This is a genomic window from Chryseobacterium sp. AC417, assembly GCF_979258215.1.
Window position 1 is genome coordinate 2,930,288 of sequence record NZ_OZ409845.1, and the last position, 16,301, is coordinate 2,946,588.

At 34.9% G+C, this 16,301-nt stretch carries 16 protein-coding genes; 6 read left to right on the forward strand and 10 right to left on the reverse strand.

Annotated features, from left to right (window positions below):
• Positions 1–97 precede the first annotated feature (97 nt).
• The 6 genes from gcvP to ACZZ9T_RS13960 all read right to left on the reverse strand — a co-directional run bounded on the left by gcvP (position 98) and on the right by ACZZ9T_RS13960 (position 6,904).
• Positions 98–2,956, reverse strand: coding sequence for an aminomethyl-transferring glycine dehydrogenase (gcvP, locus tag ACZZ9T_RS13935; RefSeq protein ID WP_463442587.1), 2,859 nt, complete (start codon positions 2,954–2,956; stop codon positions 98–100).
• 288 nt (positions 2,957–3,244) lie between these two features.
• A complete protein-coding gene (locus tag ACZZ9T_RS13940; RefSeq protein ID WP_463442588.1) occupies positions 3,245–3,895 on the reverse strand; it encodes a J domain-containing protein in 651 nt (216 codons plus the stop codon).
• Positions 3,896–4,016: 121 nt separating this feature from the next.
• Complete coding sequence (locus tag ACZZ9T_RS13945; protein WP_463442589.1) at positions 4,017–4,274, reverse strand: hypothetical protein; 258 nt, start codon at positions 4,272–4,274, stop codon at positions 4,017–4,019.
• 343 nt (positions 4,275–4,617) lie between these two features.
• Positions 4,618–4,956, reverse strand: coding sequence for a hypothetical protein (locus ACZZ9T_RS13950; RefSeq protein ID WP_463433102.1), 339 nt, complete (start codon positions 4,954–4,956; stop codon positions 4,618–4,620).
• An 11-nt stretch (positions 4,957–4,967) separates the two neighbouring features.
• Positions 4,968–5,546 carry an RNA polymerase sigma factor gene (locus ACZZ9T_RS13955; protein WP_463442590.1) on the reverse strand — a complete coding sequence of 193 codons (579 nt, stop codon included), beginning with the start codon at positions 5,544–5,546 and terminating at the stop codon, positions 4,968–4,970.
• A 518-nt stretch (positions 5,547–6,064) separates the two neighbouring features.
• Positions 6,065–6,904 carry an NAD(P)H-dependent oxidoreductase gene (locus ACZZ9T_RS13960; protein ID WP_463443007.1) on the reverse strand — a complete coding sequence of 280 codons (840 nt, stop codon included), beginning with the start codon at positions 6,902–6,904 and terminating at the stop codon, positions 6,065–6,067.
• 252 nt (positions 6,905–7,156) lie between these two features.
• Here ACZZ9T_RS13960 and ACZZ9T_RS13965 point away from each other — a divergent pair, with 252 nt between their 5' ends.
• From ACZZ9T_RS13965 to ACZZ9T_RS13990, 6 genes are all read left to right on the forward strand, one after another.
• Positions 7,157–7,531, forward strand: a complete 375-nt coding sequence (locus ACZZ9T_RS13965) for a winged helix-turn-helix transcriptional regulator (RefSeq protein WP_463442591.1) — start codon at positions 7,157–7,159, stop codon at positions 7,529–7,531.
• Between the two features lie 152 nt (positions 7,532–7,683).
• A complete protein-coding gene (locus ACZZ9T_RS13970; protein ID WP_463442592.1) occupies positions 7,684–8,244 on the forward strand; it encodes a TetR/AcrR family transcriptional regulator in 561 nt (186 codons plus the stop codon).
• A 166-nt stretch (positions 8,245–8,410) separates the two neighbouring features.
• Positions 8,411–9,274, forward strand: coding sequence for an alpha/beta fold hydrolase (locus tag ACZZ9T_RS13975; protein WP_463442593.1), 864 nt, complete (start codon positions 8,411–8,413; stop codon positions 9,272–9,274).
• Positions 9,275–9,500: 226 nt separating this feature from the next.
• A complete protein-coding gene (locus tag ACZZ9T_RS13980; RefSeq protein WP_463442594.1) occupies positions 9,501–10,688 on the forward strand; it encodes an aspartyl protease family protein in 1,188 nt (395 codons plus the stop codon).
• A gap of 359 nt (positions 10,689–11,047) precedes the next feature.
• Positions 11,048–11,617, forward strand: a complete 570-nt coding sequence (locus ACZZ9T_RS13985) for a Crp/Fnr family transcriptional regulator (RefSeq protein WP_463442595.1) — start codon at positions 11,048–11,050, stop codon at positions 11,615–11,617.
• Positions 11,618–11,695: 78 nt separating this feature from the next.
• Positions 11,696–12,559: an SDR family oxidoreductase gene (locus ACZZ9T_RS13990; RefSeq protein WP_463442596.1), complete on the forward strand. Its 864-nt coding sequence runs from the start codon at positions 11,696–11,698 to the stop codon at positions 12,557–12,559.
• Between the two features lie 112 nt (positions 12,560–12,671).
• On the opposite strand, the gene ACZZ9T_RS13995 is transcribed toward ACZZ9T_RS13990, so the two are convergent.
• The 4 genes from ACZZ9T_RS13995 to ACZZ9T_RS14010 all read right to left on the reverse strand — a co-directional run bounded on the left by ACZZ9T_RS13995 (position 12,672) and on the right by ACZZ9T_RS14010 (position 15,962).
• Complete coding sequence (locus ACZZ9T_RS13995; protein WP_463442597.1) at positions 12,672–14,312, reverse strand: FAD-dependent oxidoreductase; 1,641 nt, start codon at positions 14,310–14,312, stop codon at positions 12,672–12,674.
• 88 nt (positions 14,313–14,400) lie between these two features.
• Entirely contained in the window at positions 14,401–14,613 is a 213-nt protein-coding gene (locus tag ACZZ9T_RS14000) for a (4Fe-4S)-binding protein (protein ID WP_463442598.1), read from the reverse strand.
• 2 nt (positions 14,614–14,615) lie between these two features.
• Positions 14,616–14,906, reverse strand: coding sequence for a GNAT family N-acetyltransferase (locus ACZZ9T_RS14005; RefSeq protein WP_463442599.1), 291 nt, complete (start codon positions 14,904–14,906; stop codon positions 14,616–14,618).
• A 33-nt stretch (positions 14,907–14,939) separates the two neighbouring features.
• Entirely contained in the window at positions 14,940–15,962 is a 1,023-nt protein-coding gene (locus ACZZ9T_RS14010) for an Atu2307/SP_0267 family LLM class monooxygenase (RefSeq protein ID WP_463442600.1), read from the reverse strand.
• Between the last annotated feature and the right edge of the window lie 339 nt (positions 15,963–16,301).

Genomic DNA, 16,301 nt, shown 5'->3' on the forward strand with positions numbered 1-16,301 from the left:
TGTAAAGAATTTAAAGTTTAAATTAAACATGTATTTCACTTAAATAAAAACCCCTTTCAAAACTGAAAGGGATTTTATATATCTAAAAAACTTTTAATTACATATAAGCTTCAATCGGCTCACAAGTACACACTAAGTTTCTGTCTCCGTAAGCTTCATCTACTCTTGCAACAGTCGCAAAGAATTTGTGATCTCTCACCCAATGTAACGGATAAGCTGCCTTCTCTCTGCTGTATGGTTTATCCCAAGAATCAGAAATTACCAATTGCTCGGTGTGAGGAGCATTTTTCAGTACGTTGTTGGTCTGATCTGCTTCACCGTTAGCAATCTCATCGATTTCATGTTTGATAGCAATAAGAGCTTCGGCAAAACGGTCAATTTCAGATTTACTTTCAGATTCTGTAGGCTCGATCATTAGTGTTCCTGCAACCGGGAAAGAAACCGTAGGTGCGTGGAAACCGTAATCCATCAACCTTTTGGCAACATCAACCACTTCAATTCCCAGAGATTTAAACTGACGGAAATCTACGATACATTCGTGCGCTACTCTACCTTCTGTATTTGAATATAAAATAGGGAAATGTTCTGCCAAGATTTCTTTTAAGTAATTGGCATTTAAGATTGCGTGCTCCGTTGCTTTTTTCAAACCTGAAGTTCCCAACATTTTGATGTAAGCGTAAGAAATATTCAGGATTAAACCAGATCCGTAAGGTGCAGCAGAAATACCTTCAATCGCTTCTTTTGAACCTACTTTAATATTTGCATTGGTAGGTAAGAAAGGAACTAAATGTTTCGCAACACAGATCGGACCTACTCCAGGACCTCCACCTCCATGAGGAATTGCGAAAGTTTTGTGAAGATTAAGGTGACAAACGTCTGCACCGATGTTTCCAGGACTTGTGTACCCAACCTGAGCATTCATGTTGGCACCATCCATATAAACCTGTCCGCCGTGATCGTGAACCAATTGGGTAATTTCTTTAATGTTGGCATCAAAGAATCCGTAAGTTGACGGATACGTGATCATTACTGCAGATAGATTCTCAGAATTAGCTTCTGCTTTTGCTTTGAAATCTTCATAATCAATTTCTCCACTTTCAAGATTTTTAACGACCACAATCTTCATTCCTGCCATTGCTGCAGATGCCGGATTGGTTCCATGTGCAGACTGAGGAATCAAAACCACATTTCTGTGACCTTCACCTCTTGAGATGTGATATTCTCTAATCACCATCAAACCTGCATATTCTCCCTGAGCTCCTGAATTTGGCTGAAGCGAAGTTCCTGCAAAACCAGTGATTTCAGAAAGATCTTTCTCTAATTCTTTGATCATTTCCTGATAACCTGCTGCCTGATTTACGGGTACAAATGGATGCACACTTCCCCAACCTGCCCACGAAAGTGGTAACATCTGAGTCGCAGCGTTCAGTTTCATAGTACAAGAACCAAGAGAGATCATAGAATGGGTTAATGATAAATCTTTTCTTTCAAGACGCTTGATGTAACGCATCAATTCTGTCTCTGTATGATATTTGTTGAATACTTCTTCCGTAAGAATTTCGTCTTTTCTAAGATTTTCTTCCGGAATGCTGTATCCTTCTTTTATTTCTAATTTAAATGTCTGCTTGTCTTTAAACTGAGCAAAAGAAGCCATCAAAACATTTAGTTTCTCTAGTGTAGTACTCTCATTAATGGCAATACTTACCACACCTTCTGTGAAATAGTTCAGATTTAATCGGTGATCCAGCATCATTCTCATTAATCTGGTCTTTTCATCTTCACTTATCACAATTTTCACAGTGTCAAAGATGGGCTCTTCAACCGTCTGGTAACCCAAAGCTTTCAATCCGCCTTTCAAAGCATTTGCTTTAAAGTGAATCTGATCGGCAATGTAATTTAATCCTTTCGGACCATGATAAACAGCGTACATTCCAGCCATAACCGCTAAAAGAACCTGAGCAGTACAGATATTTGAAGTTGCTCTTTCTCTCTTAATGTGTTGCTCTCTCGTCTGCAAAGCCATTCTCAGTGCACGTTTTCCGTACATATCCTGAGACACCCCGATAATTCTTCCCGGGATATCTCTTTTGTAATCTTCTTTACAAGAGAAAAATGCTGCGTGAGGACCACCATAGCCTAAAGGAATACCAAATCTCTGTGAAGTACCAACAGCACAGTCTGCGCCCATTGATGCAGGAGATTTCAGTTTAACCAAAGCCATCGGATCACAAGCTACAACTACCTGTAAATCTAATTTTTTGTATTCAGCAATATCTTCTGTATAATCCAAAACAATCCCGTTTTTACCTGGATATTGTAATAATACTCCATAGTAAGACTCGTCGAATTGGTGCGTTTTGTGATCACCTTCTACGATTTCGATTTCTAAACCTTCCGCTTTTGTTTTTAAAACAGAGACCGTTTGAGGTAAAACCAGATCAGAAACGAAAAACTTGTTAGCTCCCGCTTTTTTCTGATCTTTTGTTCTGTTATTGAAGAACATATGCATCGCTTCTGCTGCTGCCGTAGATTCATCCAATAAAGATGCATTTGCCAGAGCAAAACCAGTTAAATCACAAACAACAGTCTGATAATTAAGCAAAGCTTCTAATCTTCCCTGTGCGATTTCTGCCTGATATGGCGTATAAGCGGTGTACCAACTTGGGTTTTCGAAGATATTTCTCTGAATTGCCGATGGCAACAAGGTATTGTGGTACCCAAAACCGATATAACTCGTATAATCCGTGTTTTTAGCTGCCAATTCCTGTGAATGATTCAGCATTTGATATTCTGAAAGCGGCTCTGAAATATTCAGATCATTTTCTAAACGGATGGATGATGGAATGGTTTGAGAAATTAACTCTTCGATACTTGAAACGCCCACTTTTTCCAGCATTGCCTGCTTATCGGCTTCGTTTAGGGAAATGTGACGGCTCACAAACTGTTCTGTATTCATTTTTATAATTAGATTTTGTTTGTAAAAAAAGATGGGTAAAATTACGTTTTTTTAGGCAGATTAGCAATGATAAAAACTATTGATATTATTTATATGTTAATTATTAATTATATTTATTCTAAATTAATATATTTGCAGTATGAATATCATCACTCCATTTAAAGTACCGCCATTGGCTCCGGCATTTTCTTTTAGTAATGAAGAAATGTTCTGTGAAAAAAAATCTTGCTGTAAAAAATTTAAGAAAGGTAAAAGGTGTAAAAAATGCCCTGGAAATAAGAAACTGGCTTAGCTGGTTATACTGCTGATTAAAAAATATATCGCTAAAGCTAAAATTAAAAGTCCAAAAATTAATCTGAAAATTTTTGGCTGACCTTTAGGATTTGTTGCAGTTCTTGGTTGTGACTTGAAAAGTTCTTCAGCTTTGTCTCTGAATTTTTCACCATCACTTTCAAAAACTTCTGTTATGGTAATCCCCTGAACGACTGTTTTATGCAAAAGCGAATTGGTTGCATGAAGCAACAACTGGAATTTACCGTTTTTGAATTCCGTAATCTTAAATATTCTTTCTCCGTACGCTTTTTCCAATCCGAAAGGCAATACTTTCACTACATCAGCATTTTGAGTTTGCCAAGTGATGATAATTTCCTCTCCTTTTTTTGCGTGAATTTTATTGGCTGAAAAAGTTTTAATAGAAGGAGGAACCGTATATCTGAAACTTTTCTGCTGACTTTCTAAATTCTGGTCATAGGTAATTCTTCTCCCTTTATCACTCAAGGTTTCATACGCTTCCTGAATTTCTTTGAAACGGTCTGCAAAGAATTCATCATTTTCATTTTTATCGGGATGGTATTTTAATGAAAGTTTTCTGTAGGATTTTTTGATGTCTTCATCTGAAGCATTGTGAGAAATCCCAAGAAAATAGTAGTAATCTTTCATGTAAGTGAATACAAAAATAAGGAAATTTTGTTATTTCTTACAAAGACAAAAAAATTCCGGTGCGGGAAGCGAAGCTTCCCGCACCGGAATCAACAATTTCAATTTAATTAAAAATAAATTATTATGCTTCGAAAGAATTTTCTCTTTTGCAGCATCTGGATTTGAATTCCTTCTTAAGCTTTCCTTTCAATTCCTGATATTTTTCCTCATCCATTTCTCTGATTTTATCAGCCAGTCCGAAAGGAGATTTTTCTTTGATTCCGTATTCATTGAAAATACCTCTTACCAATCTCTTTCTTTCAATTATTTTTTTAGCAACGACTGCAACTCCGGCAACGGCTAATGCTCCTAGAACACCTTTTAATACTGAATTTTTCATTTTTAAATTTTAAATTTTACTACTTCTTGTTTTAAAATATGTCTTATTAAAATCAAACTTTTAACGCAAAGTCCGCAAAGCTTTTTTTACCAGCTCACTGTTTTTAAGTTTCGCAAAGGCGTTTTACTCAGCTAAGAACTCAAAGTTTTATTATTGATAAGACAACTAATTTTTGTTTTTTATAGAGACGAATTCATTTTGATTTTTACTTTACTACTTCTTTAAAAATTCATCAAAATTAATTTACCTAAATCCTTCGACAAGCTCAGGATGACAAAATTGTAATTTTGATGAAGAAAATCCCCTTCCTTTACGGTCGTCGGAGGAAATAAAATTTCTAAAACTATTCGTTGTTTCTGTTGAAGAATCCGGTTGAGCATTTTTGTCTCCAGACTTCTTTGAATTTTTCTTTTTCTTCTTCAGACATTCCTTCCATTTTATGTCTCAGATGTTTTTCTTTCATATCTCGCATTCCTCTTCCGAATTTCCCGTGAAAACCTCCGAACAGAATTTTACTCAACACTAAGATCCCCATTGCCTGCCAATAATTAATGTTTTTCACACCGATAACTTCGGGAAGAATACAGTTCCAAAGCCACATCACAATCAGCGCTACAGCAAGGAAAATCAATGGCGGACATAAGATTAAAAGTGCCCAGCTTTTTTTATATTTATTGTTCATTTTATTTGTTTCTAATTATTTAAATCTTCGTACAACTGTCTCAATCTGTTTCTCAAATGCTTCACTGCATAATTTTTTCTACTGATGATGGTTTTGATATTTTCACCCTGTTCATCAGCTATTTGCTGCAATGTTTTATCGTTCAGTTCGTTTTCCATGTAGACGAGTTTTTGTTTTTCCGGAAGCTCTTCTAAAGCCTCAAACAGTTTTTTCCAAATCTCATCCTGAAACATTTTCACTTCCGGTCCTGCACTGTCATCTTGTAACAGAATATCTTTTATTGAAAACGTTCCGTCCTCGTCTTCGTATACAAAATCTTCAAGGTTTTCGGTTTTCTTTTTTCGGTATTTATCTATGATTTTGTTTGCTGTGACACGATATAACCATCCACCGACATTTACAATTTCAGAAAGATTGGTCAAACTGCTGAACTGATACCAAACTTCCTGCAGAATATCTTCCGCATCTTCGGTATTTTTCACTTTCGGTCGAATAAAAGACATCAGTTTTCCACCGTAACTTGATACGGTTTGAGAAATGATGCTTTCTTTTTCCTTCTGTGGCATTGTTATTTTCTCGGCAATCTCCATATTGCTATGACGATTGTACTTTTGGTTTTACTTTAATGAATATAAAGATTTTTTTTGACCTTGCAATTTTCCTTTTGTTAATGATATTTTTAGAAATCAATGAGACAGCTTATGCTCAAAATAGTCATACCAAATTGTAGAAATCTCACATTTTTATTAATTCTTTTTTAATCATATTCAGCCATTCGAATGCATCTTCTGAGTTTTCAAAATATCTGTTTGCCTCAACACCAACTTCCTCCCAATAATTATCAATATCAACCATCAATTGATCAATATCAGCTACTAATTCTTCTATTTTTTTTGATTATTAATTAAAACATGTTCTAGCACATATTCAGCTACAACATCTTCATCGCTTTTCTTTTCAAACTACATTGAAACTGAAATGACTAGCTGAGTAACATTTTCCAATATTTTTTGTTATTGTTGATCTTCTTATTTAACTGTTATTACAACCTAGTGCTGAGACTGAAATGCATAAAACTAGTATTAACTTCCTCATCGTTGATGTTATTTTAATTGCTTACAATGTACTTTTCAATAATTGGTCTATTACTTGTCTCATTCCAAAATAATTTCCAATTTTCTGTTTCAAGAACATCAATTTCTTTTTGACTTTCCTTTTCTTTAGCCTGAAATCTCACTTCAAAGCGAATATCAAATTGATTTTTTTCCGTTTCCTGAATGTTTAAGTTTTTAACTTCATGTTTAATCGGAGCTTCTAATTTTTCTTTTATTGAGGAGTACCACTTATTAAATTCAGCATGTCCTTTCTTGCTACAATTACCTGGAAATGTAAATTCGATATCTTGATGAAGGTACTGTATGAAATATCCGTTTTCGTCTAATAAATCAAGATGGCTAAACCATTTATAAATAAATGCTTCCACCTTTTCTTTATTGCCTTTCGAAAATTCCTGAATTTTTTCAATTAGTTTTTCTGCATGAACAATAGCGTTCTCTTTCACTTCCGATATTGAGTTATAGATTCCAGATATGTAAGTATTGCCGTAAGAGTACAAAGGAAGACTGTAAACCATTTGAGTGTGATAAGCAGTTTGCTGCATGGGTTTTAAAAGATCTTCTATACTGAAACGATTATAGCCAAGAGGGGTATAAGCCTCTCTTGAGCCACCTAAAGTAATACTTTGCATAAAATGTTTGCCTTTTAGTTTGTCTCCTCCAGTACCATAGGCAAATCCCCAAGTCATTACATCATCTAAATATTTTTTTAAAATTGCAGGGGTACTGTACCAATAAAGAGGATGTTGAAAAATCAAAAAATCTGCATCAAGTAAAGCAGACTGTTCCGATTCAACATCTATATCATAATTAGGATATAATGCTTTCGAGATGACGCACTTCTATTTGCGAATTTGGTATCATTATTTTTAGATGTTCAATGATTGTTTTATTGGCTATTGAGCTTTCTAAATTGGGATGTGATAATAAAACTAGGGTTTTCATATTCTTGAGATTAAAACGAGTTCATATATGCAGTTGCTTTTTGTGCATATTTTAAACTATATTATTTACAGTTGCAAAACTATCTTTAAATTTGTACCCAATCAATAACTGTCAAACCTGACAGGTTAAAATAATGTATGATGAATAATAGTGTAGAATCACCTAATGAAATTACTGAGTTGAAATTTCATTGTGGGATGGATGTAGCAATGCATCATCTAGGTGGAAAATGGAAAACGGTAGTGCTTTATTACATAATAGAGGATAAGAAAAGATTTAATGAAATCAAAAAACTCATCCCAAATATCACCGAAAAAATGCTTTCAATTCAATTGAAGAGTCTGGAAGAAGACGGAATTATAAAAAAAGAGGTTTTTAATATAAAACCGCCTTTAAAAGTAGAATATTCCTTAACAGATTTTGGCAAAACACTAATACCGCTATTAGAATCGTTGGTTGATTGGGGGCATTTTGTTGTAAAAGAAAGATCTTATATAATGCACACAAAAAAATAATTACAAAAGCGACTAACCAAGAGATACATCATTGAGAAGGAATTAATCTTGATGATGTACTGGTATATTGCTACAAATAAGTCTCTATTTAAATATTTCACGATAATTACCGAACGTTTGGTAAAATTAAATTAATTCATTACCTTTGCATCATGAGACCACAGAAAGTATCAGAAAATCATTTAATGGAAAGCTTATCTAAGACCTTTCGTTCATTTGGTTATGAAGGAGCAAGCTTAAAGGAACTTTCAGACGAAACAGGCTTGAAAAAGGCCAGTCTCTATCATCGATTCCCTAACGGAAAACAAGAAATGGCAGAATCTGTTTTGGTATATCTTGATCAATGGGTCGAAAAGAATATTTTTTCAGCACTAAATGATGAAAAAAATGATTCGGTTACGCGATTAAAAAATGGGTTGGAACAAATCAGTCAACTGTACAAGGGAGGCGAAAACATGTGTATATTTCAAGCACTATCTATGGATACCGGTTTACAACTTTTTGAGAATAATCTCAAAGAAAGTATGCAACAATGGATTAATGCATTTACAAAAACTGGACTATCATTTCATTTATCAGCTGAGAAAGCAGAGCAATTGGCTATTCAAAATTTAATAGACATTCAGGGTAGTTTGGTTCTCTCTAAAATACTGAACAATACAACCGTTTTTGAAAATGTATTGAAAAATATTGAGCAACGATATATCAAATAAAAAAATTTCACTTTTAATTTTACCGAACGTTTGGTAATAAAACTTTAACACTATCATGATGAAACACACAACAATTTTATTTTTCGCATTAACGCTACTGTTAGGATGTAATAAGACATCTAACCAATCAAAGGAAAATAATAATCATTTTATAAAAGATGTACATATGAAAACAACAAAATTTAGAAAACTAGAGGTGAACGGCATCAATATCGCTTACCGGGAAGCAGGAAATCCAGTAAAACCAACTATTGTACTCTTACATGGGTATCCTGCTTCATCCCATCAATACCGAAAAGTGCTTGATCAGTTATCGGACGACTATCACTTAATTGCTCCGGATTATCCGGGATTTGGTGATAGCGACTTTCCTGCACCAGAACAATACAAATATACTTTTGATAATATAGCCATTACTATGGATGCTTTTTTGGAAAAAAAAGGCTTAAAATCTTATGCCATCGTAATGCAGGATTACGGTGCTCCTATCGGATTTAGAATCGCTACAAAACATCCGGAAAGAGTTACTGCTATGATAACACAAAACGGAAATGCTTATGAAGAAGGCCTCGGTGAAGGATGGAAACTTATAAGAGAATTATGGAAAGACCGGAATGAGAAAACAGAATCAGTTTTATTACCAGCTTTTACTCTTGAAGGTTTGAAAAATGAATACACGCACGGCACCAGAAACAAAGAAAATATAAATCCTGATTCTTGGCAATTAGATTATCTCAGAATGTCTCGCCCCAATGCACACAAGGTAAATCTTGATCTGTGGTATGACTATCAAAATAATGTCAAACTATATCCAAAATGGCAAAAATATCTTCGTGATTATCAGCCACCATTATTAGTTGTTTGGGGTAAAAATGATATCTATTTTCCAGAAAGCGGTGCAGCAGCTTATATAAAAGATGTTAAAAATATCGATTATAATATCTATGATACCGGTCACTTTGCTATGGAAGAAGAAGGTGATGCAATCATCGAAAAAATCCGCAGCTTCATGAAGAAACTGAATAAATAAAGGTATCAGTATTAATATTGTAAGTGTTTAAAAAACGAAAAATATAAAACAGTTTTTGCTTCTAGTCTTTATTGGTATTTATTTTCAACTGAAAATCTGAACCGTATTGATTAATTCCAAGTATTTTATAGACAATTTCACCAGACATAACTATAATTATCTTATAGTAGATAATTGTCTATAAAGATACTGGCTGATAAGAACTTAATTTGTAATAAAATAAATTATGAATATAAAATTTAAAGAATTAACTTTTTTTTTAATCCTCTTTGTTGCAGCTACTTGTTACGCACAACAGATAAAGCTAACCTTCGAATTATCAAAGGACAATAAAGCTGTTTTTATAAAACTTCCTATGGAAAACCAAAAGGACAGTTTACTCTTTTTTTTCGATACAGGAGCAGGTACAACTTTGTTAGATAAAAAAATAGCTGAAAAATACAATCTTAAAGCTGATTACCAAACAGAAGTGACCGGAGCAGGAGGTAAAAAGCTTTATGAGGTAATGACTAATCAAAAAATATTTTTTGATAGAAGTCAATTTATAGATAGTACAAATATTGTTTTAGATGACTTATCAAGACTCAATACAACGTATGAGAAAAAGTTTGACGGAATCATAGGCGCTGCGATTTTAACAAATTATCTTACCAAAATTGATTTTGAAACTCAGACCATGAATTTATACAAGTTGGGTGATCTTATAGATTATGAGGGTTATGAGAAGATTCCTTTTGAGCTTTTCTCTGGCATTCCTAGAATTCCGATTACCTTTGAACTGAAAAATAATGAAAAATTTTCCGGTGACATACTATTTGATAGCGGTGCAAGACTTACTCTTCTGGTCAATACGCCTTATAAGGAGAAAAATGATCTTCTCAATAAAATTGATGAGAAAATTTTGTACAGTAGCCGCAATCTGAGCAATAATACGAATTATAATAAAGGACTCATTAAAAGTATTCAGTTAGGTAATACTATAATTAAAAATAAAAATTTAGCGATTTCTTTATCCTCTGATAAACAAGGCGTTAGTTCTTTAGATCATCTTTTAGGCATCTTGGGAAGCGAGATCATTAACAGGTTTAATTTTATACTCGATTATAAGAATAAATATCTTTACTTAAAGCCTAACAATCTTTTTTTTATGGATTTTGACGCATTGGCTAAACCTATAACTTTTGAGTATAGTGACGACAGGAAAGAGATTATAATATCAAATGTTATGGAAAATACAGATGCTTATAAAAAAGGACTTAAGAAAGGTCAGAAGGTTATATCTATCAATAATATGGTAAGTAAAGACATCTATACCTACGATCAACTGCTCAAGCAAGAAAATGGAGAAATAATATTCAAATATGTAGATCTTAATAATAAGACTAAGTCAGTAAAAATTAAACTAAAAAATTAATTTGAAATATTATAGCATATATTAGTAATTGAAGATAATTGGGTTTGACTCTAAACAGTTAAGCCTAATTTTTGAAAATGTTCAAAATTGTTCTATCATATATATTTCAACTCGTAACCCGAAGCATTAAAAAATGACGGAGCAGCTTTTTGGAAAACTATTTGCCGACAAAGGATAGTTTTCAAAAGTCATCAATGAGAAAACACCGTTCCAGACTCTGAACAATGTACATTTTTGATGGTCGGAACTGAAATTAGCAATTGGAAAAAAGGTACTGAAATTGCTCATGCATTTTGTCAAACAATAGATTTTTACCATAGGGTAAGTTTGTTGATGGTAATAAAAAGTATTTTTAAATTATGAAAGAGTTTATAGATTATATTCTACAGTTTGGAGGTCTGAATAAACAGCAAATTGACCTTATCACAAGCAAAGCAACAATGGTTAATCTTCGTAAAGATGAATATTTTTCCGAAGCGGGAAAAGTCCCTATGCAGGTTGGATTTATTCTTAAGGGCGTATTTCGTTTTTGTTATTACAACAACAATGGTGATGAGATAACACATTTTTTTATTGATGAAAACAATTTTGTCAGCGATTATCAGAAGTTTGAAACAAACTCGGTAGCTTCCGAATATATACAGGCAGTTACCGATTCTACAATGCTTGTTTTTTCAAGAAAAGATTGGGAAGACCTTCTTAATACTATAGTTGGCTGGGACACAACTGTTGCTAAAATTTATAAAAAATGTCTGATAGAAACCATTGAAAGGAGAAGTCCGTTGGTTTCAGAAGATGCAACCACCCGCTATTTATCTTTCATTGAAAAATTTCCGAATCTTGTCAATCGGATACCTCTTTCCCATGTTGCTTCTTACTTAGGAATTACCCAACAATCATTAAGCAGAATAAGAAAAAATATCAGGTGAAAATTGCTTTTTACCATTTGGTAAACGTTTCCACTTACCAATACCCGAAATTTGTATCATCAATTTAAAATAAAGAAAATGGACAAAAAAGTAGTGTTAATAACAGGTACAAATAGTGGATTTGGGTGGCTTACTGCTAATAGTGTTGCAGCTTTAGGGCATAAAGTGTATGCTACAATGAGAGATACAGACGGAAAAAATGCCGATAGAGCAACAGCCTTGGCACAGGTAGAAAACATAACCGTTTTGGATGTGGCGCTCACTGATGAAACAAGTGTGAAAAATGCAATCGACACCATTATAGCTAAAGAAGGTACCATTGATATCTTGGTAAATAATGCAGGGATCTCAATGTTTGGTGTGGCTGAAAGTTCTACGCCTGAAGATTTGCAGCGAATGATTGATGTGAATGTAATCGCTCCGTGGAGATTGATGAAATTGGCGTTACCTTTTATGCGTAAACAATCAGAAGGTTTGATTATTAATGTTTCCAGCGGATGGGGCAGATTCTCAGCTCCTTTTTTTGCAATGTATGGTGCTTCAAAATTCGCTCTTGAAGGTTTAAGCGAAAGTTTGCATTATGAGCTACGACCATTTGGAGTAGATGTAGCCATTATTCAGCCAGGCTCGTTTCCTACCGAGATGTCTCAAAAAGTTCAATTCGGTTCTGACGCATCCGTTGTTGATGATTATAAAAAGATCGCTGATATTCCGGATAAAATATTTGGAGCCGTTGGTCAAATGTTTGAAACTGCAAAACCAAATCCGCAGGAGGTTGCAGATGCTGTCGTAAACCTAATCAATTTACCAAAAGGACAAAGACCGTTAAGAACAGTTGCCGACCCTACAACGGGAGAAATTGTAAGAACAGCCAATGAAGCTGTAGCCTCTGAATATGCAAAAGTTTTAACAGCATTTGGAATGCAGGAACTTTTATCATAATATCTAATTAAAATACTCCAAAGTTTCCGACTTTGGAGTATTTTTTTTGTTTCATAATGAGAATTCTCTATTGTAAATAGACATTTTCTAATTTTAATACCTCAAATTTAATCTAAGCATTCATTTTTAATTCGGCTAAATACTGGTGAACCTGACTGATGGCCATAGAACCTTCACCAACCGCAGAGGCTACTCTTTTTACAGACCCTTTCCGAACATCTCCTACAGCATAGAAACCTGGAATACTGGTCTCAAGAGATTGTGGCTTTCTTTTTTTGTAGATAACAGATTCAGCCATTGTAGATTCAACAACTTCAGAGCCTGTATGAATAAATCCTTTATCATCCATGGAAACCATTCCGTTTAACCATTCCGTGCAGGGTTTTGCTCCTATGAACGTGAATAAATTTGAAATACCGATCACTTGTGTCGTTCCATCTGTATCAAGTACTAAAGATTCCAGATAATGGGTTCCGTTGAGCTGAGTGATATTGCTATTCTTGTGAACGATGATATTGGGAGTAGTCTCAATTCTTTGAACCAGATAATCACTCATTTTGGCTCCCAGATCATTTCCACGAATAATTACATGAACCTCATGAGCATGATCTGCTAAAAACAGTGCAGCTTGTCCCGCTGAATTCCCACCTCCAATCACTCCTACCAGTTCATTTTTACAGGCAGATGCATTCATTCCTGTAGCTGAGTAGAAAACTCCGCTGCCTTCAAATTTTTCAATATTATCTACCGGTAAACGTCTGTAGTTGGCTCCCGTTGCTGCAATGACAGATTTTGCCTTAATATTTTTACCATTTGAAGCACACAAGGTAAAATAGCTGCCGTTATACTCTACTTTTTCTGCCTTTTGCGGAATAGAAAGCGTACATCCAAATTTCTGTGCCTGGATGTATGCTTTATTGGCAAGGTCGTTTCCGGATATTCCTGTAGGAAAGCCTAAGTAATTTTCTATTTTTGAACTTTTTCCGGCTTGTCCTCCGGGAGCATTACCGTCAATGGTAATAACAGACAGCCCTTCTGAAGCGGCATATACACTCGCTGCTAAACCCGATGGACCTGCTCCTACTACCAAAACGTCGAATATTTCATCAGTAAATTCAATTAAAACACCCGTTTTTCTTGCAATTTCAGCAACAGTAGGCTTTTTCGAAATTTCTCCTGAGATACTGATAACAATCGGTAAATCTTCATTGAGCAGTCCGAAACTCTGTAAAAGCTCCTGAGCTTCTTCTGAAACATCAGTATTAAGGAACGTATGCCAAATATGATTCTTTTCCAGAAAATCACGTAATGCATAGGTTTCTTTAGATTTTTCGGGACCGATCACTTTTATACCCCCGTTGAATTCTTTCAGCATGATTTCCTGTCTATGAATAAAAGCAGTTAAAAGAACGTCACATATATCGCTGTGTTTGGATATGATCTCTTTAAGATCAATAGGGGTAATGCTAAGAACGGCAGTGTCTTTTAAAGCATAAGCGCTAAATGGTATACTTCTGTCGGATAGCATACTGTTATCACCGGTAAACTCATTGATCCCATGAGTTGCCAATACTTGATTTTCATTAAACGGATCTTTAATGACCACTGCTCCGTCTAGAACGACATAAAAATTATAGGAGCTATCCCCAGCTTCAAAAACCGCAGTTTCTTTTTCAAAGGTCATTACCGTTCCTGACTCTTTTAAAATATTGATTTGTTTTTGGGTTAATACAGGAAATCTTGGATCAGTCATTGTTTGTAAATTTAAATGATATGGATATTTTTTTATTTTTGAAATTTTCACCTTTCATCGATGATGCTGTAGGTGGAATAAATCTCAATTAAGATTCCTTATACGATAATGCTCCGGAAGGACATTTTTCTATTTGCTTCTTTAGATCTTCTACTGAAGCATTCTCGCAATTAACCCATGGTGATGCTTTTGGATTGTAAACCTGTGGCAGACTTTTTACACAAATACCTGCATGGATGCACATTTTGGGTTTCCACAAAATGGTGAAGTCACCTTTTTTATATTCTTTTGTATTTTCCAAAATTAATTAATGTTTTTTAATACGTCTTTAATATTTTCTTCTTTTTTGAACATCGCTGCCGCAAAAGGACATAACGGAATGATTTTCATATCGTTTTTCCTAGCCATCTCAACAATTTTATACAACATTTGAAGGCCGACTTTTTTACCCATGTATTCTGGCTCCACCTCAGTGTGGTCGATGATGATCAAATGTTCTCCTGCTGAAGAGTACGTCATTGCTCCTGCCCTTTTTTCATTTTCCCTTGCTATGGCAAAGCCTCCGTTTTCACGCTCTTTGATGAATATTTTCATAATTGTCAATTTGTTTTTTGTAAATAATATTTTTTATAATGCCTGCTTTATGAATGGGATTACTTTGGTCCCTATTAATTCGGTAGCCTGCAGCAATTGCTGATGCGACAAGCCAGCGTTATCCATTTGGAAAGCAAACCGGTCTACACCACCCAATGCTTTACTGTGCCTTAATAATTTTTCAGCGACTTCTTCCGATCCTCCCACTATCAATACGCCTTTTGGTGCAATCAAAGCGTTAAAACTTTGTCGAGTTACCGGAGGCCAGCCGCGATCCTTACCCAACTGAGTCCATAATTTGGAATAGCCGGGGTAATAGTCTTCAATCGCTTGTTCGGTAGTATGAGCTACATAACCTGGAGAATGCAACCCCACTTTCAGCTGCTCTGGTGAAAATCCTGCGGCATGCCCTGCTTCACGATAAAGATCGACTAGAGGGCGAAAGCGTTCTGTTTCTCCACCGATTACAGCTACCATCAAAGGCAGTCCCAATGAGCCTGCACGCACAAATGATTCCGGTGTGCCACCTACTCCCAACCAAACAGGCAGTTTTTCCTGTAATGCCCGTGGGTAAACGGGTTGGTTATCTAATGACGGCCTGAAATTACCGAACCAGGTTGTAAACTCGTTATCGTTTACTTGAAGAAGTAATTCCAGCTTTTCCGAAAATAGTGCATCATAATCTTTCAGATTAAAACCGAAAAGAGGGTAAGCCTCAATTGAAGAACCGCGGCCAACTACTATTTCGGCACGTCCTCTCGATATCAGATCAAGGGTAGCAAAGCTTTGATACACCCGTACAGGATCATCGGTGCTCAGCACCTTTACCGCACTGCCAAGCATAATCCGTTTTGTTCTGGCTGCGGCGGCTGCAAGAATGACGGCTGGTGCAGAATCTAAAAAGCCCCTTTTATGGTGCTCTCCGACACCAAAAAAATCCAGCCCGGCCTGATCGGCCTTTACGATTCTATCCAACAGTTGTTCCATGACATCTGCACTATTAAGATGGTCACTGCCATACATTGCAGATGCAAAACTGTCTATTCCTATTTCCATTTATATTGTTGATTATTTGGTTTTATATATATGATTGTTCAAGGATTGCGAACTTAAATGATTTTTTGTTTTGTTAAGATTTTGATATAATCTTACTAAGAAAAAGGCATTAAATCTAATTTAAACGCTTATTTTCATATCACTTCAAACTCTATAATTTGAAACAAATTTAGATGTATCATTATAAATCAAAGACGACATTTGACAATAAATATTGTAGACATATATCTACTAATAAAACAAAAATTATTATTAAATTTCTCCTTTAAATCAATTTATTTGAAATCAAATACTTTTACATAATCGCTTATTAAAGAAAATTGAACCCGATATTTTGTA

Excerpts from the sequence above, each read along its gene's own strand:
- gcvP (WP_463442587.1), bottom strand. The coding sequence starts at position 2,956 with ATGAATACAGAACAGTTTGTGAGCCGTCACATTTCCCTAAACGAAGCC.
- ACZZ9T_RS13940 (WP_463442588.1), bottom strand. The coding sequence starts at position 3,895 with ATGAAAGATTACTACTATTTTCTTGGGATTTCTCACAATGCTTCAGAT.
- ACZZ9T_RS13945 (WP_463442589.1), bottom strand. The coding sequence starts at position 4,274 with ATGAAAAATTCAGTATTAAAAGGTGTTCTAGGAGCATTAGCCGTTGCC.
- ACZZ9T_RS13950 (WP_463433102.1), bottom strand. The coding sequence starts at position 4,956 with ATGAACAATAAATATAAAAAAAGCTGGGCACTTTTAATCTTATGTCCG.
- ACZZ9T_RS13955 (WP_463442590.1), bottom strand. The coding sequence starts at position 5,546 with ATGGAGATTGCCGAGAAAATAACAATGCCACAGAAGGAAAAAGAAAGC.
- ACZZ9T_RS13965 (WP_463442591.1), top strand. The coding sequence starts at position 7,157 with ATGAATAATAGTGTAGAATCACCTAATGAAATTACTGAGTTGAAATTT.
- ACZZ9T_RS13970 (WP_463442592.1), top strand. The coding sequence starts at position 7,684 with ATGAGACCACAGAAAGTATCAGAAAATCATTTAATGGAAAGCTTATCT.
- ACZZ9T_RS13975 (WP_463442593.1), top strand. The coding sequence starts at position 8,411 with ATGAAAACAACAAAATTTAGAAAACTAGAGGTGAACGGCATCAATATC.
- ACZZ9T_RS13980 (WP_463442594.1), top strand. The coding sequence starts at position 9,501 with ATGAATATAAAATTTAAAGAATTAACTTTTTTTTTAATCCTCTTTGTT.
- ACZZ9T_RS13985 (WP_463442595.1), top strand. The coding sequence starts at position 11,048 with ATGAAAGAGTTTATAGATTATATTCTACAGTTTGGAGGTCTGAATAAA.
- ACZZ9T_RS13990 (WP_463442596.1), top strand. The coding sequence starts at position 11,696 with ATGGACAAAAAAGTAGTGTTAATAACAGGTACAAATAGTGGATTTGGG.
- ACZZ9T_RS13995 (WP_463442597.1), bottom strand. The coding sequence starts at position 14,312 with ATGACTGATCCAAGATTTCCTGTATTAACCCAAAAACAAATCAATATT.
- ACZZ9T_RS14005 (WP_463442599.1), bottom strand. The coding sequence starts at position 14,906 with ATGAAAATATTCATCAAAGAGCGTGAAAACGGAGGCTTTGCCATAGCA.
- ACZZ9T_RS14010 (WP_463442600.1), bottom strand. The coding sequence starts at position 15,962 with ATGGAAATAGGAATAGACAGTTTTGCATCTGCAATGTATGGCAGTGAC.